Origin of the sequence: Brachybacterium paraconglomeratum (assembly GCF_039541415.1) — a bacterium.
In the GTDB taxonomy this organism is placed as follows: domain Bacteria; phylum Actinomycetota; class Actinomycetes; order Actinomycetales; family Dermabacteraceae; genus Brachybacterium; species Brachybacterium paraconglomeratum_A.
The window spans coordinates 80,182-103,673 of record NZ_BAABGE010000003.1 but is presented as its reverse complement, the minus strand read 5'-3'; the positions used below and the strand labels follow the sequence as shown (position 1 = coordinate 103,673).

Sequence of the window (23,492 nt, the reverse complement as noted above, 5' to 3'; positions counted from 1 at the left end):
TCACGGCCCCGGAAGGTGACCACCTGCGCGGATCGTCACCCGAAGTCGGCGTGCCCGCGGGTGGCCGCCGCCAACGGGATCGAGAGCTCTCCCGTCCCCGGCCCGGTGAGAACCTCGATCGTGTTCAGGCCCTGCCACCGGCTGGCACGTCGGAGCTCCATGGCAAGAGCCTCGATGAGTGCCTGGTCCTCGGGCCGTTGCCGGGCAGGGAGGTGGGGCAGCGGTTCCCGGTAGGCGCCCCGTACTTCGAGCACCTTCCGGGCGCGATCTGCCCGCAGGTCCACGCGCGCCGGGATGAGGTCCCCGAGCAGGAAGAGCAGCGAATAGTAGCCGGCGGTGCGCTGGGCGGCGGGGGTATAGATGCCGATGCGGTAGTCCACATCGAAGAGGTGCGCGAGCCGCGGGCGATGGAAGACGATCGGATCGAACGGGCTGACCAGTGCTGCGACCCGCAGCGGGGCAGGGGCCGGGGCATCCCTGTGCAGCAGCATCTTCCGGGTGCCGGTGGGGTGGGAGACCTCGACCTCCTGCAGCTCGCCCTGGAGGATCAGCCGCTCGGCGGCAGGGGCGACCTCCCGCAGGCGAAGGCGGAAATAGTCCGCCAGGGAGCTGATCTCGGCGACGCCCAGGGAGCGGGCCGCTCGCAGGACCAGCTGCTCGATGGATGCCGTCTCGTCCTGCGCCGCGGATACCGGTGATGCATGCTCCTCCGCCGCAAGGGAGTACAGCCGCTCGAACTGCGAGGAGCGGCCCACGCAGTCGAGGTCTCCGGTGCGGAACAGATACTCCACTGCCCATTGGGTGGCGGTGCGGCGCCACCCCCAGCCCTCTCCTCGCTCGGTGTCGCCCAGATGCTTCGACACGGTGGCCGCACTGGCGGGTCCGATATCTTGCAGCACCTCCCGGATCTGCGGGAACAGATGCGGCGAGGTCACAGCGATATCGCGCACCGCGCCCCAGTCCTTCTCGGAGGTGGTTCGGCGGCGGAAGGCCAGCAGTCGGTGGATCTCGGGGGTGGTGTAGGTGGCCTCATGGGCGAGGCTCTCCCGCAGGGTGCGCTGTGGTCCGGGACGCACGGCGTCCTCGAGCACGGCGGGGTCCCAGAGGCCCCTGCGGGTGAAGACGGGAAGGTGGTGGGCACGCGCGAACACGCTGACCGAGTCGATCTGGAGCAGATGGGTCCGCTCGAGGGTGCGGGCGAGTGCGCGTCGGCTGGTTGCCGTGGTCGGCGGATCGCTGCGGCGGGCGAGCCCCATGCCCTGGGCTCGCAGGGCGATCCGGCGTGCACGGGTCCAGGTGAGAGTCGGGCTCATCGGCGGGATGCTCCTGCGGGGTCGGCACAGCACAGGGCGGGAGGGGCCGCGAGGCCCCTCCCGCCCTTCAGCGGTGAAGAGAGGTCAGGCCGTCAGCTCTGCGTCGAGCTCGATGACACCGTAGTTCCAGCCCTTGCGGCGGTACACCACCTTCGGGTTGCCGGTCTCGGCGTCGACGAAGAGGAAGAAGTCATGGCCCACGAGCTCCATCCGGTAGAGCGCATCGTCGATGCTCATCGGCGTGGCGGAGTGCTTCTTCTCGCGGATGACCACCGGCGAGCCGGCCTCAGCGAGGTCATGCTCGTGGGTGGTTGTGGTCGACTCCGTCTCGTCCTCGCTCTTCGGTGCGTCCTCCAGGAGCGGCGCGGGCATCTCCTGATCCGCGGGCAAGGTGCGGAGGCTCGCGCCTGCGCCCTGGTGGGAACGGTCGCGACCACGGCGGTGGTCCTTGCGACGGTCGCGGGACCGACGGAGTCGTTCGAGGAGCTTGCCGTAGGCGACGTCGAGCGCTCCGTAGAGATCATCCGCTCGGGCCTCCGAGCGGATCACCGCACCATTTTCATGAACGGTCAGCTCCACGCGATCGCTGAGCTCGGTCTGCCTGGGGTTCTTCTCCTGTGAGATCTCGACGTCCACGCGCAGGGCCGCGGGGGCGAGCTGGGTGACCTTGTCGAGCTTGTCAGCGAGATGGCGACGGAATCGGTCCGGGACGTCCATATGGCGTCCGACGACATTGATCTCCATGAGTGGGTTCTCCTCCTATCAGGGTGCGGCCGCTCTGAGCCCGGCCGCGATGGCTCTTCGGCTGGGGGTCGCACCTCCTGGTGAAGGGGGTCCCGCCGTCGTGTGGCGGGTATCACCAGCATGCCATGCTTTGCGCCGTGTTTCCTGAATGTTCGTCCCAAAAATTCATCCCGTTCGCTCGCCGGCAGTTCTCGGCTCAGTCGGCACCCGGGCGGAGGCGACCACCACCGCCCCCAGCACCTGCATGCCGGCAGCCGTGAGCGCCTGATGCATCCCGCGCAGCGTGGAGCCGGTGGTGACCACATCATCGACGATCACCACGGGGGCGGCCCGCAGCCCCGCCTGGCGGGCAGCACGCCCGCGCAGGAGTATCTGGCGGTTGCGTCGCTGCCGGGCGCCCTGCCCCTCCTGCGCGGTGGTGGGCTGGGCGCGCAGCAGCAGAGCGCGCCCCGCGCCGCTGCGCTCCATGGCACGCACCAGCTCTGCGGTGTGGTCCTCGCCGCGACGCAGCCGAGCACTGCGCTGCGAGGGCACCGGGACCAGGAAAGGCAGGGCGCCGTCAGCGTCCCCGGCGAGTCGGGCCACGGCCGGGGACAGTGCCGGGGCGATGCGCGCACCGAGGTGGAGCATCCCGCCGTTCTTCCACGCCAGGATCAAGCGCTGCAGGTCTCCGCCGTATTCACCGAGCGCGAGCACGGGCAGCAGCGGGGTGTGGTCGACTCCGGCGGGCAGCATGAGATCGCCGTGCACCTCGTCTCGCACCCGTGCAGCGCTCAGCTCCTGCAGGGCGTCGCAGCAAGATTCCACCCGGCACGGCTCCGACTCCAGCAGCGCCGTGCAGTGCGGGCAGAGTCGTGTGTCCTCCCGCCCGCAGGGGCATTGCCGGGGTGCCACCAGCGCGCAGGTCTGGACCGCCGCCTCACGCAGCATCCTCCACAGGGTCGGGGCGCCGGTGTCCGTCATACCTCCATCTCAGCGCAGTGCGGAAGGGCATCCCACCTCCGGGCAGCGAGAGTGGATGACGCCGTGGTGTGGAGGAACCGTGGTCAGTAGAACGACGGATCCCGGCCCTCGATATCGACCGTGGCCCAACCGTCCCCGCTGCTGCGCAGCAGAACGCCCTCTGAAGTACCGGCCCACACCGTCTCGGCGACGGCCGAACCCGCGACCCGATCAGTGCCGGGCGCGAGCGAGGGCAAGGCCTCCTTGCCGGTGGCGAAGTCGACGATCTGTGCCCTGCGCTCGCCGGAGACGGGATCCGTCCCCAGCACCAGCACGGCGATCTCGTCGTACCAGCTGGCCTCGGTGATGTCCTGGAGATCGGTGCGGATGCCGACCGGATCGGTGAGCGAAGACGGAATTCCTCCGCTGTCACGCACCACCGCGCACAGATCCACCCGGGTGCCCCCGGTATCCGCGGAGAGGACGAGCATCCGGGTGGCGTCGGCCGCGATGTCCAGGGCACGGATCTCACGAGCGGTCAGCCAGGCCGCATCGACCTTCGCATCGAGCTCCGCACCCTGACCGGACAGCGCCAACAGGGCGCCCGCGCTGGACCGGGTGGCGGTCCAGACGAATCCCGCGTCGTCGAGGCACGGTGCGACGAAGGCGCCGCCGGTCGCGGCCTCCCGCACCGGGATCGAACCGTCGGCGGAGGCGAGCAGCACGATGCTCCCCTCCGGATTGCGGGCTGCCGCGAGCACGCCGTCCTGAGCGATCACCGGAGAGGAGAGCGCGATGGCTTCGAGTGCGGGAACCAGCTGCGCGGCAGGCACCCCCTGGCCCGGATCAGCCAGTGAGATGATTCCGGTCGCGCCGGCGGCGATCGGGCGATGGCCGGGCAGTCCGCGCTCGGTCCGGGTCTTCTCATCGAGCACCAGCTCTTCGCCGTCCTGCACCATCTGGACGCCGGACAGAGTGCGCAATGAGCGCAAGGAGGCCTCGATCTGGGACAGCGCCAGCATTCTCGGGCCGGTGGGAAGGTTCGCGATCGCGGTCGGCACTGCCACCTGCGTACCGCCGTCGGCACCGGTGGTGATGACGGCGTCGGAGATCCCCGAGGTCCGTGGGATCTGGCTGCTGACAGCACCTTGGAGGAAGCTGGCGGGCCCGGCGACGAGCCCTTCGAGCACACTCGCGGCACCCCGACGCAGCGGGAACCAGCGGTGATCGGGGACCAGGTGACGTTCCCGGATGTCGAGGAAGTAGAGCCTGGCCGGGGCGTAGAGGGAACCGAACGCCGCCTCCGAGAGGAATATCCCGTCGGGCACCTCGCTGAGCCGCCACTGGTCATCGACCTGCTCGATCGCGACCTCGACCTCCCGGGGTGCAGCCCCGGTCAGCACGGTGCGCACGCCGGTGCCGTCCACCAGCGCGACGACCTGGAGGATCAGCGCGAGCCTGCCATCGTCGAGCGCCTCGATCTGCAGCTCCTGGCTGCCTGAGTACACGGTGATCCCGGCTGCCGGGTCCCACTGTTCGCTCGCCGGCTGCGTGAGATAGGCGCGCGCCATGGCGAAGTCGTCTTCTGAGCCGACCCCGGCCTGCACGAAGCCGGCTGCGACCTCTGCGGCGTCGGCGTCCGGTGGGGGCGGCAGCGCCCTGACATAGGGGGCGCCCGGCTGGGAACTTCCCGTCAAGCCGCGGCTGACGATCGGGGACTCCGTGGGGATGCGGGCACAGGCCGCGCCGATACCCAGCACCGCCACGGCACCTGCAGCGCGCAGCACATGTCGACGTGAAGGTCTCATCGTGCCTCTCCGCTCTCGTCGGGTTCCGGGGAGGAATCGCTCCCGGTGTCCTCCAGGTCGGGGAGCAGGCCGGGTCCGATTCGGATCTCCCCCGTCGGGGTCGTGGAGACCGCGGCATCCGCACCGCGCCGATCCAGTGAGCGCTCGAGCCGCAGTGGGGAGCGCGTCAACGGGGTTCCCGGGCGCCGCGGGAGCGTCAGCCGGAACACCGCGCCCTCGCCCTCCTGCCCCCAGGCCTGGAGCCAGCCGTCGTGCAGGCGCGCATCCTCGACGGAGATCGACAGTCCCAGACCGGTCCCCCCGAGCGTCCGGGCCCGGGAGGGATCAGCACGCCAGAAACGATCGAACACGTGCTCGGCATCCTCCGGGGAGAGGCCGTGGCCGTGGTCCTGGACCACCACCGCGACTGCGTCCTCGTCCGCGGCGGTCTGGATCAGCACGGGATGTCCGGCACCGTGCTCGATCGCATTGGTCAGCAGGTTGCGCAGGACCCGGTCGACGCGGCGCGCATCGACCACCGCGTAGACGTCACCACCGGCGAGCCGCACATCCAACAGACAACCACGGGCACCCGCCAGCGGGCGGACGTCCTCGAGCGCCCGTTCGACGAGCGCATCGACGTTCTCCCGGTGGGCCTCGAGCTCTGCGGCACCGGCATCGAACCGTGAGATCTCCAGCAGGTCCGTGAGCAGCACTTCGAAGCGCTGGACCTGCGTGGAGAGCAGCTCGGTGGTCCGCTGCAGCTCACCGGGCAGGTCGGATCGTCGAGCATCGAGCACCGAGGACGCCATGCGGATCGTCGTCAGCGGGGTGCGCAGCTCATGGGAGACATCGGAGACGAACCGCTGCTGGACGTAGGAGAGCTCGGTGAGATCGTCGACCTTCTGCTCGAGGCTGCGAGCCATATCGTTGAAGGACTCCCCCACCCGGGCCAGCTCGTCACCACCCGAGACCTCGACGCGACTGGTCAGATCCCCTGCGGCCATCCGCGCCGCGGCGTACGCAGCACGTTTCAGCGGGGTGGTCACCATCCTCGCCACGACGATCGCAATGCCGACGATGAGAGCCATCAGCACCCCGCCGCCCCCGAGGATCACCCGCTGCACGAAGGCGAGCGTGTCCTGCTCCTCCTGCATGGAGTAGACGAGGTAGAGGTCGTAGGAACCGGAGCCGGGAACGATCACCCGCGTCCCCACCAGCAGAGCCGGATCCGTCTCCCCCAAGCCGTCCTCACGGCCGATCGAGCGCCAGGAGATGGTCTCCGGCTGCTCAGCGACGGCCGCGGCAAACTCGTCGTCGACCTCGTCGAAGAGAGTCCGTTCCGACGACTCGACAGGGAAGACCGTACCGGTGGTCTCGATCGGCACCAGTGCCACCTCTCGGCGGTCACCGCCTCCCCGTCCGCCCGTGGTCTGGACGAAGGCGCTCACGGCGTCCTGCTGCTGGGTGCTGGTGGCCCCGGACACCTGGGAGAGGGTCTCGGTCAGCTCACCCCGGACCTCGAGAGTCTCCTCGAGCACCCGGTCTCGCCGCTGCTCATAGAGACCGTCGGCGATGACCGAGGAGAGATAGGCGCCGACCACGAGCAGCGCCACGATGGACAGCAGCGTGGTCACCAGCACGACCCGCAGGGCGAGCGGCCAGCTGCGGGGATCGACGTCGATCACCGAACGCTTCTCCGAACGCTCCGTCGGCGCGGGGCCGCTGCCCTCGAGAGTGCTCACCACCGCGTCGGTGCCCTCAGGCTCCGCCCCCGGCGCGATAGCCGACCCCGCGCACGGTCACCACGATGGCGGGATTCTCCGGATCATGCTCGATCTTCGAGCGCAGCCGCTGCACATGGACGTTGACCAGACGGGTATCCGCGCTATGGCGATAGCCCCAGACGTCACGCAGCAGCACGTCGCGGGTGAACACCTGCCACGGCTTGCGGGCGAGCTGGGTGAGCAGATCGAACTCCAGGGGGGTCAGCGAGATCAGCTCGTCATCACGGCGCACCTCGTGCCCATCCACATCGATGGAGAGGTCACCGATCGTGAGCTGCTCCGTCGTGGGAGCCTCGACCCGGCGCACCCGAGCCTTGATCCGGGCGACCAGCTCCTCAGGTTCGAAGGGCTTGGTGAGATAGTCGTCGGCCCCGGCCTCGAGACCCTCGACCACATCTGCGGTATCGGTGCGCGCGGTGAGCATGATGATCGGCACCCCGGACTCCCTGCGCAGTCGGCGGCACACCTCGATCCCGTCCATTCCGGGCAGCATGAGATCCAGCAGGACCAGATCGGGTCGCAGGCGCGGGAACGTCTCCAGCGCGGAAGCTCCGTCTGGAGAGGTCGCGACCTCGTAGCCCTTGCCGCGCAGCACGATGCCGACCATTTCGGCGATCGCTTGATCGTCATCGACCACGAGGATCCGAGAAGGCGTCGTCATGAACATCATTGTGCCACCGCTGGAGGCCGAGAGCTGGGAGGCCGGGGCCAGGGGTGTCCGGAAGACGCCAGGTCTTCGACGTTCGTCGGATCAGCTGTGGCACCCGCACTCCGTAGTGTCAGTCCTGGAGTTCCACTCCCACCCGTCCGGACATGGCAGCCAGCTGCCTCCCCGTCGCCAGCAGCAGGAGGAACGATGAGCACGCAGTGGACCGCCCCGGGAGCGCACGGGTCCGGTGAGCCGTCCCCGCCCTCGAACGCAGGCGGTGGGCCTCCTGGACCGCTCTCTGCACCACCACCCGGCGGGCCTCGTCGCGAGCTGGTCCAGTCGATGCCGCTGTTCCCGCTGCGGCCGCTGGGGCTGGGAGAGGTGCTCGGCGCAGCAGTGCGGATCTATCGGTTGCGTGCCCGCTCGGTGCTCGGCGTCGCTGCGGCTGTCTACGGCGTCGCCTTCGTGATCATGACCTTCGCGACCGGCGCGAGCATGGTCCCGATGATGGGCGACATGCAGGCCGTGCTCGAGGACCCCGCCGCCACCACTGCCACGCCCACCGCGTTCGGCTCCGTGGGCGACGTGGTGCTGATGGTCGTCTCGAGCGCGGTGACCATGATCATCTCGCTGGTCGCCTCGTCGCTGGTGACCGTGGCACTGACCCGCGTCGCGCTCGGAGAGGCCGTCGGTGAACACCTCTCGACAGCCGACATGTGGGCTGTCATGCGCCGTCGAGGGCTGCCCGCGGTCGCGGTGACCCTGCTGATCGGCCTGTTCAGCAGCCTCGCCTTCGTGGTGCTGCTGGTGCTGGGGATGCTCCCCCTGATCCTGCTCCAGGAGGCGACCGCTCTGACCATCATCCCGCTGGTGATAGGCCTCGTCGCCGCGGTGCTGGTGATGCTCTGGATCTGGGCCCGCACGGTGCTCGCGGTCCCCACGCTGGTGCTCGAGGAGACCGGGGTGTTCGGCGCGCTACGGCGCAGCTTCGCGATGACCAGCGGTCGTCGGCTCTGGCGGGTGCTGGGCACCACGATCCTGCTGTACCTCCTCTACACGATCGCGGTGCAGGTCATCGTGGGCGTGTTCAGCACCATCGCCATGATCCTCTACGTCGCCATCCTGCTGATCAGCTCCTTCGAAGCGCTGCTGCTGGGCATGGCCGTGCTGACGATCATCTCGATGGTGGGCAGCTATGCGGCCACGTTCCTGCTGGCCCCGTTCCTCTCCGCCGGTTATGTCGCTGTCTATGCGGACAATCGGATGCGCCACGAGGCCTGGGACGTCGAGCTGACGCGCCGCGCACGTGAGCACTGGGACGGGGTCAGGGTCCGGTGAACCCCGCCGCGCCTCCGCCGCAGGACTCCGAGGAAGCTCGCACCCGCATCCTGGAAGAGCTCGCGAAGCCCGAGTACGACGACTCCCCCGGCTTCGTGGCCTGGGTGCTCAGCACCCTCGAGAACTGGCTGATGAAGGTTCTCGACGGTATCGACGGCTCGTCGGCCACCCAGGCCGGGATCGCCGTGCTGATCGCGGTCGCGCTGATCGCGGTGGTCATCCTGGTGCTGCGCCGCACCGGACTGATCCGTCGCGACCACGCCCTCTCCGTCGCGACCAGCCTCGATGCCGAGCCGGTGCTCAGCGGCAGCGAGTTGCGCGACGCCGCGCGGACAGCGATCGATGCAGGTCACACTGACGACGGCACCGTGCTCGCGCTGCGGGGGCTGGTGCGCGATCTCGAGGAGCGCACGCTGTTGGAGGTGTCCGCGGGGATGACCGCGCACGAAGCCGCCCGCCACGCTGAAGCACCCTTCCCTGAGCTGCGTGGGCGGTTGCAACGCGGCGCCGATGCGTTCGACACCGCTGCTTACTCCCACCGCAGCGTCGCCACCAAGCAGGCGGATGATCTGCTGCGTCTGGCCGAGTACATCGCGGAATCCGCCCCGGATCTGTCCGCCATGACCGGCGCCGAGCCGGATCCTGCACCGGTGAGAGGAGGGGGCTCATGAGCCTAGGCCCTTCCCCAGGGCTCACGGTGGCACCTGCCCCGTCGGCCGACGGTCCAGACCGTTCGAGGAGTCAGCAGGCGAAGCCCTCCCGACGGCGCCCCTGGCTGACCGTCCTGATCGTGCTCGCGATGCTCGCCGCGATCCTGGCCTCGATCGCCCGCGGCTATTACCGGGACGGACCGCTCGAACCTGCAGCCCCCACCGGTCAGGGCTCGAAGGCAGTGGTCGAGGTGCTCGGTGACCTCGGTGTGGAGGTGGACGTCGACCGTCACACGGCAGACGCTGCTGAGGCGCTGCAGGAGGGCGGCACGGTGCTGGTCACCGACCCCAGAAGCCTCAGCGCCGAGCAGCTCACGGCCCTCGCCGAGGCCCGTGAGGACGGAGAGGGACGCCTGGTGCTGGTCGCCCCCGATCTGGTGTCGCTCTCCTACTTCTCCTCCCAGATCTCGCCGTCCGGCGCCGTCCGCACCGAGACCCTGATCGAGGCCGGGCCCGGGTGCGGTGATCTCCAGCACCAGGCCGGCACGCTGCTGGTCCCCGCCGCCGAGGAGGCGATCCGCGGCGCCGCTACCCTGTACCGGGTCTCTGGGGAGGGAACGTCCTGCTTCAGCACCGAGCAGGGCTCCCTCGTGGCTGAACACGAGGGGGTCCTCGTGCTGGGCAGCGCGGACCTGCTCACCAACGATGCGGTGGGCCGAGCGGACAACTCCGCCCTGGTGCTGAACAGCCTCAGCACGGAGGGCGCGCTGAGCTGGTACGTCCCCTCCGCGAACGACCCGATGGGTTCGTCCTCCCAGACCCTGCTCGGGTATCTGCCGGACTGGGCCGGACCGCTCCTGCTCTGGCTGCTGCTCATCGCGATCGTCGCCCTCGTGGCGCTGAGCCGGCGCTTCGGCCCGGTGGTGGTCGAACCGCTGCCGGTCACCGTCCGTCCCCAGGAGCTGGTGCTGGGCCGGGCCCGACTGCTCCAGCGCTCCGGTGAGCGGCAGGCCGCGGCGACAGCACTGCGCTCCGCGGCAGCATCACGGCTCGCGAACCGACTCGGACTGCGCCGCGAATCCGCCCTCGTCGGTCTACTGGCAGCGCTCGCGCCGCACGTGGATCGCACCCCTGAGCAGCTGCGCACGCTGCTCGGGCCCTCCCCCGTCACCAGTGACCAGGACCTCGTGCGCCTCGCGCACGACCTCGACCAACTCGAGAAGGAGATCGACCTATGACCGACCCCACCCCGGGTGCTCACCCGCCCGCAGATCCCGCCGCCGTTCCCGTCACCGCGGAGATGACCGGCTCCGGGCCCGACGTCGACCAGGACACCCGCTCCCAGCTCCAGCGCCTCTCCACCGAGATCCACAAGGGCGTGGTGGGGCAGGACGCGGCCGTGACGAGCCTGGTCGTGGCGCTGCTGTGCCGCGGGCACGTGCTGCTCGAGGGCGTCCCGGGCGTCGCCAAGACGCTGCTGGTCCGCTCCCTGGCCGCAGCTCTCGATGTGCGGATGCGGCGGGTGCAGTTCACCCCTGACATGATGCCCGGCGACATCACCGGCTCGCTGATCTACGACAACGCCACCAGCGACCTCGTCTTCCGCGAGGGTCCCGTCTTCACCAACCTGCTGCTGGCCGACGAGATCAACCGCACCCCTCCCAAGACGCAGTCCGCACTGCTGGAGGCGATGGAGGAGCGGCAGGTGACGATCGACGGCGCGAGCCGGCCGCTGCCCGATCCCTTCGTGGTGATCGCCACCCAGAACCCGATCGAGTTCGACGGCACGTACACCCTGCCCGAGGCACAGCTGGACCGCTTCCTGCTCAAGGCAGTGATGCCGCTGCCCGAGCGTGAGGTCGAGGTGGATGTGCTGCGTCGCCACGCCGCGGGCTTCGACACCACGGATCTCGCTGCGATGGGCCTGCGAGCGGTGGTGGACATCCCCTCGCTGCATCGTGCCCAGCGCGATGTTGCCGCCGTGGTGGCGGAGGATCCGGTGGTGCAGTACATCGTGGACGTGTGCCGCGCCACCCGCCGCTCCCCCAGCCTCGCGCTCGGGGTCTCGCCCCGCGGGGCGATCTCGCTCCTGCGCACCTCCCGGGCCTGGGCCTATCTCTCCGGACGCGATTTCATCACGCCGGACGATGTCAAGACGATGGCTCTGTCCACGCTCTCCCACCGGGTGCGGCTGACCACCGAGGCCGAGCTCGAAGGCACCCAGGTCGAGGCCGTGCTCGCCGCGACCCTCGCCTCCGTACCGGTTCCCCGCTGAGGCAGGGCCGATGAGGATCTCTCTGACCCCCCGCGCGGCCCTGGTCGCGCTGCTCGCGCTGCCCGTGATCGTGCTCTGGCCCCTGTGGTGGGTGGTGCTGATCCTGGTGGCGCTGTGGGCGCTGGTGATCCTCGCCGACGCCTTCTCGGCGCCGAACCCGCGCCGACTCCGGGTGCAACGAGAGGCGCCGACGCAGGTGCGGCTCGGCAACACCGTCCGCGGCCGGCTGCTGCTGACCAACCCCACCACGCGGACCGCTCGACTCGAGGTGCGCGATGCCTGGAACCCCACCGCCGGTCTCGACGCCCAGCGTTCGACTCTCGACGTTCCCGCGCAGGAACGCCGGGCCCTCGCCCAGCACTTCACCCCCACCCGTCGTGGGGAGCACAGCTCGCGCACGCTGCTGGTCGCCTCCCGCGGCCCGCTCGGGCTGGCCCGTCGCACCACCGCGGTCGATGCCCCCGGCCGGCTCCTGGCGCTGCATCCCTTCGGATCGCGCCGGCATCTGCCCTCACGAGTCCAACGGCTGCGAGAGCTCGAGGGACTGGCGGCGATCCACCAGCGCGGGCAGGGCACCGAATTCGACTCCCTGCGCGACTTCGTGGACGGGGACGATGTGCGCTCGATCGACTGGCGCGCCACTGCCCGCCGCCGCAGCGTGGTGGTGCGCACCTGGCGCCCCGAACGGGACCGGCACGTGCTGATCGTCGTGGACACCTCCCGCACTTCTGCGGGCCGGCTCGGAGAGTCGACCCGGCTGGATGCGGCATTCGACGCAGCGCTGCTGCTGACCGCGCTCGCCGGGCAGGCCGGAGACCGGGTGGATCTGATCTGCGTGGACCGCATCCCCCACCTCTCGGTCCTCGGCTCGACCCGCACCAAGGTGCTCCACGACATGGTCACCGCAACCGCTGCCGTGGATCCAGCACTGGTGGAGACCGACTGGGAGCTCGCCGCGAGCACCATCACCCAGCGTGCCCGGCGCGGTTCCCTCGTGGTGCTGCTGACCCCGGTCGAGTCCTCCGTGGTCCACACCGGGCTGCTGCCGGTGGCAGCCCGCCTGGCCAGGGACCATCCACTGGTGGTGGCCTCGGTCTCCGATCCGGCCCTGGAGGAGCTCGCCGGCGGCCGCGACGATCTGGAGTCCGTGTACATAGCGGCTGTGGCAGAACAGGCCCGTGCCGAGCGGGCAGGCGTCTCGCACGCTCTCGAGCGGGTCGGCGCGCATGTGGTCGATGCCCCGCCGGAGCGCGCTCCGCAGGCCCTGGCGGATGCCTATCTCGCGCTGAAGGCCGCCGGAAAGCTCTGACGCCGTACGCCACGCCCTCCCGCCTCGACAGGCCAGGCGACGCGACTCAGGGCCGACGGGCGAGGACGCGGAAGGTGTGCCAGTGCTTCAGGCCGCTGAACGAGCGGCCGTCACGCTCCTCCTCGGCCAGCTCGAGCACCTCGAGCCCGTCCAGCAGGGCTTCGACCTCCTGGCGTGAGAGGTAGGTGCCGTCCGTCCCTGCCCAGTCATCGCGCTGTCCGAAGAGATCCACGGCCAGGATCCCCCGTGGCCGCAGCGCGGTTCTCATCGCCTCCCACAGCCCGTCGAAGGAGTCACGGGGGACGAAAGGCAGGGAAGCGCAGGCCAGGATCAGATCGGCACCGGGCAGTTCGCGAAGCTGAGAGAGGTCGAGGATCCGCGGGAGCACCGGCAGCTCAGCGGCCAGCTCGTCGAGAGCACCCCTCACGCTCGGGTCCACGTCGTAGGCGTGGACTGTCAGTCCGTTCTCGGCGAGGTAGCGGGCTTCGATGCCGCGACCGCACCCGAGGTCGACAGCGACTGGTCGCTCTCTCACCGCGGCAGATCCGTTCTCCGCAGCGGGTTCGTCGCCGCACTGACGTTCCGTCGCCGCGGCGTCAGCGGCGAGGGCGACGGCCCGCTGCGCGAGGGGGCGCACCGCTCGCTCGGCCTGGGCTGCGTTGTACTGGGAGAAATCGCGGTCGGTGCTGCGGCGCTGCATGGCACTCAGCGTAGCGGCGTCCGCCGCACCGGACGCCCACGCGCAGCAGGTCGCGCAGAGAAGCCCCGCAGGGCAGGTCCCTGGGAGCTCGAGAGCCGGTCCCCGTCACAAGGACAGTTCGCGGAGCGCCCTCACCACTGCGGGTCGCCGCTGCGGATCCTGCGGGCGAAATTCCTCAGCGCGTGGTCTCGCAGCTGCCGGTCGCCGCGGAGCTCGGCAGCGGCAGCCACCTGGAGCGACAGGGTACCGCGAGGGCACCGGTCACGACGGGTGGCTCCGTTCAGCCGGCGGTCGCGACGTGGTCACCGACCAGCTCCGCGGAGAGGTCCCCGGTGACGCCGGCACGATGCACCTGGCGGCCACGGCCCAGCATGAACACCAGGAAGGCCAGCCAGGCGGCCGCACCGATACCGATCCTCACCGCGGGCGGCAGGGAGCTCGGTGTCACGAAGGCTTCGATGAACCCGGAGACCAGCAGGACGGGCACCAGCCCGATCGCCACCGTGACGAGGGAGCGGGCGGATCGCGAGAGCGCCCATAGCCGCGGCAGGGGGCCGGGCCGCACCCAGGCCCAGAAGGTGCGCAGACCGGCTCCGGCACCGACCACCACCGACGTGATCTCGAGCAGCCCGTGCGGAAGGATGTAGACGAAGAAGGTGTCCAGTCCGCCATAGGCGCCCATCACTCCGGCGGACAGCCCCACGTTCAGCCCGTTCTGCACCAGCATGATCACCGGCCAGATCCCGGTGACCCCGAAGACCACCGCCTGGACCGTGACCCAGGCGTTGTTGGTCCACACCTGGGCGGCGAAGCCCGAAGCCTCGCCCTGGAAGTAGTAGCTGACGAATTCGTGCTGAGCGAGGGAGCGCTGCTGCGCTTCAGGCACCACCAGCTCCCTCGCTGTGGCGTCGAAGCCGAAGTAGAAGCCCGTCAGCAGGGCCGAGCCCAGGAAGAGGCCCGCCGCAAGCGCGACCGCCCATCGTGCCTGGTAGAGCGCAGCGGGCAGGTCCTCCCAGAAGAAGCTGCGGGCGTGCTTCCACAGCGGGATCCGGGTGCCCGTGATCCGCAGCCGTGCACGATGCACCAGCAGCGAGAGCCGGGAGATCAGCGCCGGGTCAGGGTTGGTGGAGCGGACGGTGGACAGGTGGGTGGAGGTCTCCTGGTAGAGGGAGAGCAGCTCGTCGATTCCGGCCGCGTCGAGCTGACGGCTCCGGGTCAGTTCCTGGAGCCGGTCCCACTGGGGCCGGTGCACGGCGATGAAGGCGTCGGTGTCCACGCTCTCAGGGTAGGGTCCTGCGCGGCCCGGGACCGCCGACGAAAGTCGGAGGCCACAGCATCGGAAGCCGACGGTCGGCGCTGACCCTTGCGTCGCTGCGGTGTCAGGATGGGGTCATGTCAACCATGGGAACCACTGCAGCGGTCTCCTCCGTCGATCGCGATGCCCTGATCACCGGCGACGCGGTGCTGCTGGACCTGCGCACTGCGTCCTTCCCCACCCGCATGCTCTCCGCCGTGATCGATGGGGTGCTCCAGCTCGCGGTCCTGGTCGGGGGCACCATCGCGATGGTCTGGCTCACCGCCCGCGCCGAGTTCGATGACGGGCTGGTCGTGGCGGGGGTGCTGGTGATGTCGGTGCTCGCGTATGTCGGCTATCCGGTGCTGTGCGAGATGCTGCTGCGCGGCCGTTCGGTGGGCCGGCTGGTCATGGGCACCCGAGTGGTGCGCGATGACGGCGGTCCCGTGCATGTGCGCCAGTCGCTGATCCGTGCGGTGATGGCGATGCTCGAGATCTGGTCGACCTCTGGGGCTATCGCCCTGACCTGCTCGGTCATCGACCGCAAGTCACGGCGGGTAGGAGATCTGCTGGCCGGCACCATGGTGATCCAGGAACGTATGCGGGACCGCACTCCCCTGCGCGTGGAGGTGCCCGACTGCCTGCAGGACTGGGTGCGGGGGGCTGACGTCGGACGCCTGCCGGTCACGTTGATGCAGGACGTCCGCTCGTTCCTGCCCAGGGCGTCCACGATCAATCCGGAATCCCGCCGCCAGCTCTCCCGGGATCTCCTGCGACGGACCCTGCCGCACGTCGCGCCGGCGCCGCCGCCGGGCACCGACCCGGAGGAGTTCCTCACCGCGGTCCTCGCCGAACGGTCCCGACGCGATGAACAGAGGCTGCGCCGCACTCAGGAGCGGCAGCGGGAGCTCTCCGCTGAGGTGAGAACGGTGCCGTTCAGCGCCTGACCGACGGCACCTGGTGGCGGCCGGCGATGAGCACCGGGATCCCGCCCTCGACCGGATGGACGCGTGCACAGCCGTTGCACTGCATCGCCCGCTCCACGTCGCGCAGCTCACCGCCGCAGTCCGGACAGCGCAGGATCGTGCGCACCCAGCCCGGCACATCCGCTCCGCTCGCCCCCGCGGGAAGTGCCGTGGAACCGGCAACCCCGGCAACCCCTGCAGCGTCCTCGTGCACAAGTGCGAGGATCTCGTCCCGGATCCGGGCCATGGTCGTCTCCTCCTCCGCTTCGACGTTCAGCCGCAGCAGTTCTTCAGTCTGGGAGGAGCGCAGGGAGAACCACCAGCGGTCCTCCGCTGTCAGCTCGTGGTCCCAGTGTTCGACGGTCAGCCCGTCGAGATCGTCGGTGCGCGCGCTGGGCAGTGCGCTCATCTGCTCACGCACCCGCTCGCGGGCGGCTGCGGCATCGGAGATGCGAAGGTTGATCTCGCCGCTCGCGGCGTAGGGGTCATGCGCTGCGACCAGGGAGGAGAAGGCTCCCTCGGACTCCGAGAGAGCGGCCAGCACGTGCAATGCGGCGAGCATTCCCGAATCGGCGAAGAAGAAGTCCCGGAAGTAGAAGTGGGCGGAGTGCTCACCACCGAACACTGCATCTCGCTCGGCCATGATCGTCTTGATCAGCGCATGGCCGACGGGTGCGCGCACGGGCTCTCCCCCGGCCTCGAGGACGGCCTCGGCCACGTGACGGGAGGAGACCAGGTTCGCGACCACTGCGGGTCGCTCTTCACCGGCGGCGCGGGCACGGGCGATCTCACGCTGGGCGATCAGGGCAGTGATCGCCGAGGGCGGCACCGTCGCCCCGTTCTCGTCCAGGACCACGCAGCGGTCCGCATCGCCGTCGAAGGCGAGGCCGAGATCCGCGCCTTCACGGAGCACCGCCTCCTGCAGATCGACGAGGTTCTCCGGACGCAGCGGATCGGCGGGGTGGTGCGGGAAGCTGCCGTCGAGCGCGAAGTAGAGCTCGATGAGCTCTATCTGCGGAAGCACCCCGAGCACCGCCGGGGCGGTGTGCCCGGCCATCGCAGAGGCCGCGTCGACCACCACCCGCAGCGGACGGTCCCCGGTGAGGGGCACCAGGTCGTGGAGGGTTCTGGCATAGTCGGCGAGGGTGTCGATGGCTTCGGAGCGGCCTTCGCCATGCGCAGGGATCTCGCCCGCCGCAAGATACGCCTCGGCACCGCGGCGGATCTCCTCGAGCCCGGTGGTTCGACCCACCGGACGAGCGCCCGGCAGACACAGCTTCATCCCGTTGTCCGCTGCCGGATTGTGGGAGGCGGTGATCATCAGTCCAGCCGCCCGATGCAGTCCTGAGGCGCAGTAGAGCTGATCGGTCGACGACAGTCCCGCATCGGCGACGATCGCGCCCCGGCGCACTGCACCTTCGATCACGGCGCGGGAGAGCTCCGGGGAGCTGACCCGCATGTCGTGAGCGACGATGAGCTCAGGGGCGTCCAGGAAGTCGGTGAAGGCGGCACCCAGGGCGCGGGCGATCTCGACTGTGAGCTCCTCGCCCGCCACACCGCGCACGTCATTGGCCTTGACGATGCCGGAGAGGTCATGAACGGCAGCGGCAGAGACGGCTGGGCGGCTGCGGGACTCAGTCATTGGTGCTCCTGACCACATGCAGATGGCGGGCGGGCGCTTCGCGACGAGCGGGCGTGTCCCTGGCGCTGCGGGCCGTGCCGGGCGGCGTTGCCGGTGCCGATTCGGGGTTCGCCTGCCGGGGGCGCACAGCGTCGGCCAGCGCGACCAGGTCGTCGCTGACCATCTCAGCCCCTGGCACCCTCAGCAGCTCCCAGCCGCGCGGCGCCGTCATCCGGGTCGCATGCTCGCTGCAGAGATCGTAGGCATGAGGCTCGCTGATCCTGGACAGCGGGCCGAGCACCGCTGTCGAGTCTTCATAGACGAAGGTCAGCGAGCTGACGGCAGGCCTGGAGCAGGCGGTCCGGGAGCATTCACGAGCAGGCACGCCCTGCAGTCTACGCACCTGGTCCGGCTGTCGGCGGCGGGCGCGCCCTGGTGCTGCGGCGCGGTCCGCCCTTCCTCGCAGCGGGCGGGAACTAGAGTGCGATCCATGGATGTCGAGCCGCTGCTCCCCGGCCCCCCGGCCCCCCGTCAGGGTCCGCGCCGCCGCGATCGTCGCGACCGCGGGAGGCGCTGGGACCTGATCCCGCCGCATCTGCCGGGTTATCGCACGCGTCGGGATCGTTTCGACGACCTCGTCACCGATGCCGGGGCGATGCTCGCCGAGCGGTTCCCACGCCGCCTGGCGCATATGCAGGTGCTGGTCGAGGAGGTGCCACCGGCTGATCCTGCTCCCTGGGAGGAGGCGACGGTGATGCTCGGGCGGATGATCCCGCCCTCTCGCTCTCATCCCGCCCGGGTCATCCTCTATCGTCGTCCGCTGCAGACCCGCTGCGCCGATGAGACGGAGCTGGAGATGCTGGTGCGGCAGGTGCTGTCCGAGCAGATCGGCTCGCTGCTGAACATTCCCCCCGAGGATGTGGATCCCGAGGCCTGGACCGGGTGAGCTCGGCGGCGTGCTCCGCACGCTGACTCGCGCACCGCGCATCGCCCGGCGCAGCCCCTCGAGCCACAGCGCAGCCCCTCGAGCTGCCGCGCTGCCGGGCGCAGGTCACTCCCCCAGCCGCACCACGACGGGCTTGCCGCCGCCCTGGTCGGCGTGCACGGGGAGGGAAGACAGCAGCAGGCCCCCGGCGCCATCATCAGTGCGCTGCATCCAGCTCGCATGCACTGCTCCCGGCACCTCCGGGACGATGCTGAGCGCGGCGAGCACGCCCGCACCGACCTGCAGCTGTGCTGCGGTGAGCGTCGTGGTCGAGCCGGTGGTCACGGCGACCTCCACAGGGGCTCCGGCGGAACCGTCGGCCGCGATCGGCACCACGGTGATCGCGGAGTCTGCGGTGCCGACGAGGGTGAGCTCGCCGCCACCGGCCTGGATCGGAAGGGAGCTCATGCCGTGTGAGCTCAGCGCCGGAGCCGGAGCCACCAGGGTGAAGTCGACCGGGGCGCCGATGGTGTCTCCCGGCAGGTCCGCCCCGGTACGGACGCTGCGGGTGACTGCGGTGATCGGATCCGCGGCGCGGACGCTCACGGAATAGGTGCCATCGGGCAGGCCCTCCAGCGGGGTGCGCAGCACCGTACCGGCAGGAATCTCGATCTCCTCGCGGGCAGCGGTCTGGACTGCACCCTCGGGGCCGAGGACCTCGACCGTGGCCGTGGTGTCCGCGCCCTGAGGGTTGGCGAGCACCAGCGTGGGCGGGGTCCCGGCGACGTCCACCCCCGGCATCTGCAACTCGGTCGCAGCGGCGGGCAGGGGCGAGAGGATCTCGGCGCCGCCGGGTGTGAGCCCTTCGAGCTCGGTGGTCTGGACGTGCATCACCAGCGGAGAGCCGAGCACGGAGACGTCCACCCCGACCGCGGCCTGGCCCGCGGCCACAGACTCGAGCAGCACCCGCTCCTCCGCTCCAGGGGCCACCACCACCTGGCTGCGTCCCTCCATCGCAGCGGGCCCGTCCTCAGTCCACAGCTGCACCGAGGCGGTCGCCGCGCGTTCGGTCGGGTTGCGGAGCACCAGCACGGAGCTGTCCCCGGTAGCGGTCGACATCCCGAGGAACCTCGCCTCGGTGGCGGGCTCCGCGCAGCGGGTGACCGCGAGCGAGCGGTAGTCCCCGCTGGTGGTGATCGTGGACTGCAGGGAGTCCGTCACCGGCCTCCCTCCCTCGGAGGTCGCCGAAGAGACGTGAAGGGGACCATCGGTCGCCTGGAGGTCCTGCACCGAGACTCCGATGTCCTGGGAGACGGGCTGGTCCGTGAGATCAGTGCCGTCGATGCTGCGTGCGGTGATCGATGGGGCGCGGACGGATCCGTCATCCTCCTGCTGCGTGGCAGAACCGCTGACGGTGCCGAACAGGACCGACGAGGCGGGCTCGACGGAGGTGGTGCGCAGGGAGATCTCGGTGCTGGGGGGAGTCGCCGCGAGCTCGGTATCCGCACCGCTGTCCAGCAGCTGCTCTGGCAGCTGCAGCGGCCCCTGGCACCACCGGGTGCTCGCACCGGGTTCCGATTCGGCGGTGGCCCGCTGCACGACCGGGATCTCCTCGGAGGGAGCGGTGGCCACGGCACCGGCGGCCAGGGCGAGCGGCACCACGGCGGCCAGGGCCAGCAGGATCCTCGTCGCGCTCCGGCGCGAATGCTCCGGAGCAGGCTGTGCCTCGTGGTCGTCTCCCAGGGCGCTGTCGTCAGGCATCCGGTTCTCAGCCATACATCTCCTCAGCCGTGCGGGTGCGAACCCGCCAGGGGATCGCCAGCAGGGCGGTGAATGCTGTCCCGCCGTAGAGCAGGAGCTTCCAGAGCAGCAGCAGCGGCTGGTCTCGGTGCACGTCGATCTCGCCGTCTGCTCCCGCAGGCACCTCGAAGCCCTGCGCCCAGCCATCGATCTTCACCGGCACGAGTTCGTCACCGTCGAGGGTCGCGCGCCAGTCGGTGTCGAAGCGCTCGGAGAGGACCAGCATGCGCTCGACATCCTCGGCGGGGATCGTCCCCGCTGCCTCGATCACGTCGCTGGCCAGGGGAAGCGGGGCCTCTCCCCCCGCGACCAGTGCACGGGGCGCAGCAGCGACCACCCGCCACAGGCCGCCCCGGGAGCTCTCGGTGACCTTCTCGAGCTGCGTGGAGCTGTCGAGGGCGCGCATCAGCTCCTGCTGCTGGGAGGGATCACCCGGGACCACGACATAGGCGATCGCGAGATGGGCGACGGCGCGCTCTCCCCCCTCCTCGGCGTTCTGGCCGGCCTGGCTCCCGCCGGAGAGCATTCCCGCGACGGTATCGCGCAGCGCTGCGGACGCTGGATCGTCATCGACGGGCCTGCCCTCCTGGACGGTGTCGACGTCCCGGACGTCGGCGATCGCGGCATGCTGGATGACGGAGTCCCCGCCGTGGACGACCAGCTCGGCGCGGAAAGCACCGTCGTCCTCTGCGGTGAGGGTCAGCACCCGGGCGCGGGCGTCGGTGCGCCCCTGATCCGCCGCCGCGGCTGGGACCTGCCCCCCTTCGGTCCGTTCCACGCTCAGCTGGCCCGGCAGCACCAGCACCCAGCCCGCGACAGTCGCCAGGCAGGCGAGGGCCACAACCCCGCCGACGACCCCCGTCGCCGCACGACGGAACCTCGAATCATGCTCCTCCCGACGGGCGAGGCCGTCGAAGGTGGCGGCAGCTCCGACCGCCAGGGCAAGCAGGATGACGCTGAGCAGAGCATGCAGCGGGGGCGTGGCCAGGTGCCCATCGACTGCTCCGGTCCAGGTGTCGCGGGCGACAAGCACCGCGAGCAGGCCGAGCGCGGCCAGCAGCAGACTGAAGCGTCCGGCCCGCCCGGCAGCGCCCGCCAGCAGCGGAGCGCAGAGCGCGGCGAGGGCGAGCGGAGCAATGGGAAGCAGCGGCAGCAGCAGCGCCGCCGTCTCCCCGACCAGCGGTATCAGCAGCTCCTGCAGCTGCGGGGCGATGGGCCAGAGCCCCGCCAGGTCCAGAGGCGAGGCCGTTGCCGCCATCGGCGGCACTCCAGCCACCGCCAGCAGCATTTCGGGATGGCCGAGATAGCTCGGAAGGTAGGGGGCGTGCAGGGCGAGGGAGGGCAGCAGCACCCAGAGCAGACGGCGCCGTCGGCCCGGCGCCGCGATCGCCATCATCGCCAATGCTGCGGCGGTGAGCAGCACCAGCACGGGCTGGACCGATCCGATCACGAGCAGCAGCAGCCCGCCCGCAGCGGCGGCGGAGACGCTGGCCTGCGAGACCTTGTGCGGCAGACCGATCGCACGACCGAGGGTCAGGGCGAGCAGCGGGAGCAGCATGTGGACCAGCAGCAGGGGCCAGGCCCCCACGGTGAGCGCGGTCAGGAGCGAAGGAGCCAGGGCCCACCCCGTGGTGATCACCAGGCGGGCGCCGACGGCACGGGTGAGGGCGCCGGAGGCCCACCACGCCAGCACGGCGCTGAGCGGCAATGCGGTGAAGATCAGTGCCTCGATCAGCCATCCCCCGCTGAGCGGCAGATGCCCCAGCACCCTGATGAGGGCGTCCCCGGGGCCACGCTCACCGAGCCCACCAGGGATCCAGCTCGACCAGGCCGCGGACCAGAGGGCCTCCCAGCTCTCGGGCAGTGGGCGCAGCCCGGGACCGGTGAGCTCCCCCCGGCCGAAGAGGCCTCGCAGCGCGACGAGCCCCAGGACCGTCGCGGCGAGGGCCACCACGCCCGTCCACACGATGTGACGGCCGTAGTCGGCGTCCTCGAGGCCGTGCCGGGTCCCGGCGATCCCCCAGGTGGTGTGGCGGATCCGGCGGCGCCGGTCGTCGTCGGCGAACAGCCGGCTCCAGGTGTCGTCGATCCACCGCCGCACTCCTTCACTGCGCGGCAGGTAGAGCGGGGCAAGTCGACCGCGCGGGACCCGCGCATGGCTCCGCTCCTTCCGCCCGCGGGCGAGGACGCGGCGTACCCGGGGCAGAACCGCCAGGGCCGCGCGCAGCTCCATGCGCGCCACCCGCGGAGCGGAAGCGGCGATCGCACCGAGCATCCGCAGCAGCGTCTCCCCGGGCAGCAGCAGCAGGGTGAACAGGGCGTGCAGCAGCCGCCGCTGCTTGAGCAGCGTCAGCACCTGCCCGGTGCGCTGCTCCTGGAGCCGCTCGAGCAGAGGGCGGGTGGGATAGGGGTGCAGAGCCCGGGAGGAGGACTGCACCGCAACCCGCTCACCGGATCGCCAGATGCGTCGACACAGATCGATCTCGGCCCAGGGCGAGGGCAGATCCGGGTCGAGGCCGCCCACCTCCCGCAGCGTCAGCTCACGGACCAGCATGCCGGGCAGCGGGACGGCGAGGACATCCTGACGCCAGTCAGCCTGCCCCTGGTCGATCTCCCCGGGATCGACCCCCGTGATGATCCGGCCTCCATGGGTGAGCGTCAGGCCGACGTCCACCAGGGCATCCGCGCTCTCGGCCGTCAGAGGCAGATCATCTCTGTCCTCCACCTGGCGCACCCGCTTCGCGCCGATCGCTGCGGTGTTCGGCGAGCGCTCGACGACCTCCAGCTGGCGCTCGAGAGCATCGAGGCCGGGAGTTGCTCCGTCGACCACGAACCAGAGCCAGGACTCGGCCCCCGCGCTCTGCGCGGCGGCAACGCGACGGCCCGGTCGAGAGGACTCCTCGCGCAGGCGCAGGGGGACCTGGGCGAGGTCTTCGGCCCGCTGGGTGCGTTCGCGCTCGACCGCGGCGCTGTCGACCACGCGGGCGCGGCGCCGACTGGGTCGTGCCGCCTGGTCGCTGCGCTCTACCCCTCCGCCGGGTCCTGCCTCTGCTCCGGTGTCTGCGTCGCCGTCGCGAGAGGTGTCGCGGTCGCGGGATTCTGCATCGCGGGAGCCTGCACCTCGGCCGAGGAGCTCGAGAGTCTCGCGCACCGCTCCGGCGCGGCTGAGGGCAGCGGAGATGGGGAGAACCTCATCGACTGTCCCGTCGCCGAGGTCCCTCGCGAGGGCATCGCTGACCGCCTCGGGGAGGCCGGACGGAGCGACCACCACGATCCGCTCGGCCTGGCGCGTCTGCGCTGCCAGTGCGGCGCGCAGCGCCTCATGGGTGCGCGCGGTCGTCGCCCCGCTCAGCAGGACGACCGCAGTGATGTGACGATCGCTCACCAGGGAAG

19 protein-coding genes are annotated in these 23,492 nt (G+C 70.5%); 7 read left to right on the top strand and 12 right to left on the bottom strand.

Going from position 1 to position 23,492, the window contains the following annotated elements; all coding sequences use genetic code 11:
* Window positions 1-35: 35 nt before the first annotated feature.
* The 6 genes from ABD893_RS04390 to mtrA form a co-directional block, all read right to left on the bottom strand.
* Complete coding sequence (locus ABD893_RS04390) at window positions 36-1,313, bottom strand: winged helix-turn-helix domain-containing protein (RefSeq protein WP_345076333.1); 1,278 nt, start codon at window positions 1,311-1,313, stop codon at window positions 36-38.
* An 84-nt stretch (window positions 1,314-1,397) separates the two neighbouring features.
* A complete protein-coding gene (hpf, locus tag ABD893_RS04385) occupies window positions 1,398-2,057 on the bottom strand; it encodes a ribosome hibernation-promoting factor, HPF/YfiA family (RefSeq protein ID WP_345076332.1) in 660 nt (219 codons plus the stop codon).
* A gap of 165 nt (window positions 2,058-2,222) precedes the next feature.
* Complete coding sequence (locus tag ABD893_RS04380; protein WP_345076331.1) at window positions 2,223-3,020, bottom strand: ComF family protein; 798 nt, start codon at window positions 3,018-3,020, stop codon at window positions 2,223-2,225.
* Between the two features lie 83 nt (window positions 3,021-3,103).
* Window positions 3,104-4,807, bottom strand: a complete 1,704-nt coding sequence (locus ABD893_RS04375) for an LpqB family beta-propeller domain-containing protein (RefSeq protein ID WP_345076330.1) — start codon at window positions 4,805-4,807, stop codon at window positions 3,104-3,106.
* Window positions 4,804-6,531, bottom strand: coding sequence for an MtrAB system histidine kinase MtrB (mtrB, locus tag ABD893_RS04370; protein WP_345076329.1), 1,728 nt, complete (start codon window positions 6,529-6,531; stop codon window positions 4,804-4,806). The genes ABD893_RS04375 and mtrB overlap by 4 nt, the downstream gene beginning before the upstream one ends.
* A 16-nt stretch (window positions 6,532-6,547) precedes the next feature.
* A complete protein-coding gene (gene mtrA / locus ABD893_RS04365; protein WP_345076328.1) occupies window positions 6,548-7,243 on the bottom strand; it encodes an MtrAB system response regulator MtrA in 696 nt (231 codons plus the stop codon).
* A 186-nt stretch (window positions 7,244-7,429) separates the two neighbouring features.
* Between mtrA and ABD893_RS04360 the strand changes: the two genes are divergently transcribed.
* The 5 genes from ABD893_RS04360 to ABD893_RS04340 are packed head-to-tail and all read left to right on the top strand — an operon-like array spanning window position 7,430 to window position 12,794.
* Window positions 7,430-8,560: a glycerophosphoryl diester phosphodiesterase membrane domain-containing protein gene (locus ABD893_RS04360; protein WP_345076327.1), complete on the top strand. Its 1,131-nt coding sequence runs from the start codon at window positions 7,430-7,432 to the stop codon at window positions 8,558-8,560.
* Complete coding sequence (locus tag ABD893_RS04355; RefSeq protein WP_345076326.1) at window positions 8,557-9,231, top strand: DUF4129 domain-containing protein; 675 nt, start codon at window positions 8,557-8,559, stop codon at window positions 9,229-9,231. The genes ABD893_RS04360 and ABD893_RS04355 overlap by 4 nt, the downstream gene beginning before the upstream one ends.
* Entirely contained in the window at window positions 9,228-10,448 is a 1,221-nt protein-coding gene (locus ABD893_RS04350) for a DUF4350 domain-containing protein (protein ID WP_345076325.1), read from the top strand. The genes ABD893_RS04355 and ABD893_RS04350 overlap by 4 nt, the downstream gene beginning before the upstream one ends.
* On the top strand, window positions 10,445-11,485 hold the full coding sequence (locus ABD893_RS04345; RefSeq protein ID WP_345076324.1) for an AAA family ATPase: 1,041 nt from the start codon (window positions 10,445-10,447) through the stop codon (window positions 11,483-11,485). The genes ABD893_RS04350 and ABD893_RS04345 overlap by 4 nt, the downstream gene beginning before the upstream one ends.
* Window positions 11,486-11,495: 10 nt before the next feature.
* A complete protein-coding gene (locus ABD893_RS04340; protein ID WP_345076323.1) occupies window positions 11,496-12,794 on the top strand; it encodes a DUF58 domain-containing protein in 1,299 nt (432 codons plus the stop codon).
* A 46-nt stretch (window positions 12,795-12,840) separates the two neighbouring features.
* Here ABD893_RS04340 and ABD893_RS04335 read toward each other — a convergent pair whose 3' ends face one another.
* On the bottom strand, window positions 12,841-13,494 hold the full coding sequence (locus ABD893_RS04335; protein WP_345076322.1) for a class I SAM-dependent methyltransferase: 654 nt from the start codon (window positions 13,492-13,494) through the stop codon (window positions 12,841-12,843).
* A gap of 280 nt (window positions 13,495-13,774) precedes the next feature.
* A complete protein-coding gene (locus tag ABD893_RS04330; RefSeq protein ID WP_345076321.1) occupies window positions 13,775-14,770 on the bottom strand; it encodes a stage II sporulation protein M in 996 nt (331 codons plus the stop codon).
* Between the two features lie 116 nt (window positions 14,771-14,886).
* Here ABD893_RS04330 and ABD893_RS04325 point away from each other — a divergent pair, with 116 nt between their 5' ends.
* The gene (locus tag ABD893_RS04325; RefSeq protein ID WP_345076320.1) at window positions 14,887-15,735 is read left to right on the top strand and encodes an RDD family protein; all 849 of its coding nucleotides are present in this window, start codon (window positions 14,887-14,889) and stop codon (window positions 15,733-15,735) included.
* Here the strand turns inward: ABD893_RS04325 and ABD893_RS04320 are convergent.
* Window positions 15,725-17,395, bottom strand: coding sequence for a phosphomannomutase/phosphoglucomutase (locus tag ABD893_RS04320; protein WP_345076319.1), 1,671 nt, complete (start codon window positions 17,393-17,395; stop codon window positions 15,725-15,727). The two genes, ABD893_RS04325 and ABD893_RS04320, sit on opposite strands and share 11 nt — an antisense overlap.
* Entirely contained in the window at window positions 17,388-17,759 is a 372-nt protein-coding gene (locus ABD893_RS04315; protein ID WP_425548341.1) for a DUF3499 domain-containing protein, read from the bottom strand. The genes ABD893_RS04320 and ABD893_RS04315 overlap by 8 nt, the downstream gene beginning before the upstream one ends.
* Before the next feature lie 105 nt (window positions 17,760-17,864).
* Here ABD893_RS04315 and ABD893_RS04310 point away from each other — a divergent pair, with 105 nt between their 5' ends.
* Window positions 17,865-18,320, top strand: coding sequence for a metallopeptidase family protein (locus tag ABD893_RS04310; protein WP_345076318.1), 456 nt, complete (start codon window positions 17,865-17,867; stop codon window positions 18,318-18,320).
* A 105-nt stretch (window positions 18,321-18,425) separates the two neighbouring features.
* Here ABD893_RS04310 and ABD893_RS04305 read toward each other — a convergent pair whose 3' ends face one another.
* A complete protein-coding gene (locus tag ABD893_RS04305; protein WP_345076317.1) occupies window positions 18,426-20,075 on the bottom strand; it encodes a DUF5719 family protein in 1,650 nt (549 codons plus the stop codon).
* A complete protein-coding gene (locus tag ABD893_RS04300) occupies window positions 20,068-23,484 on the bottom strand; it encodes a hypothetical protein (protein WP_345076316.1) in 3,417 nt (1,138 codons plus the stop codon). Before ABD893_RS04300 ends, ABD893_RS04305 begins: the two co-directional genes overlap by 8 nt.
* Window positions 23,485-23,492 lie beyond the last annotated feature (8 nt).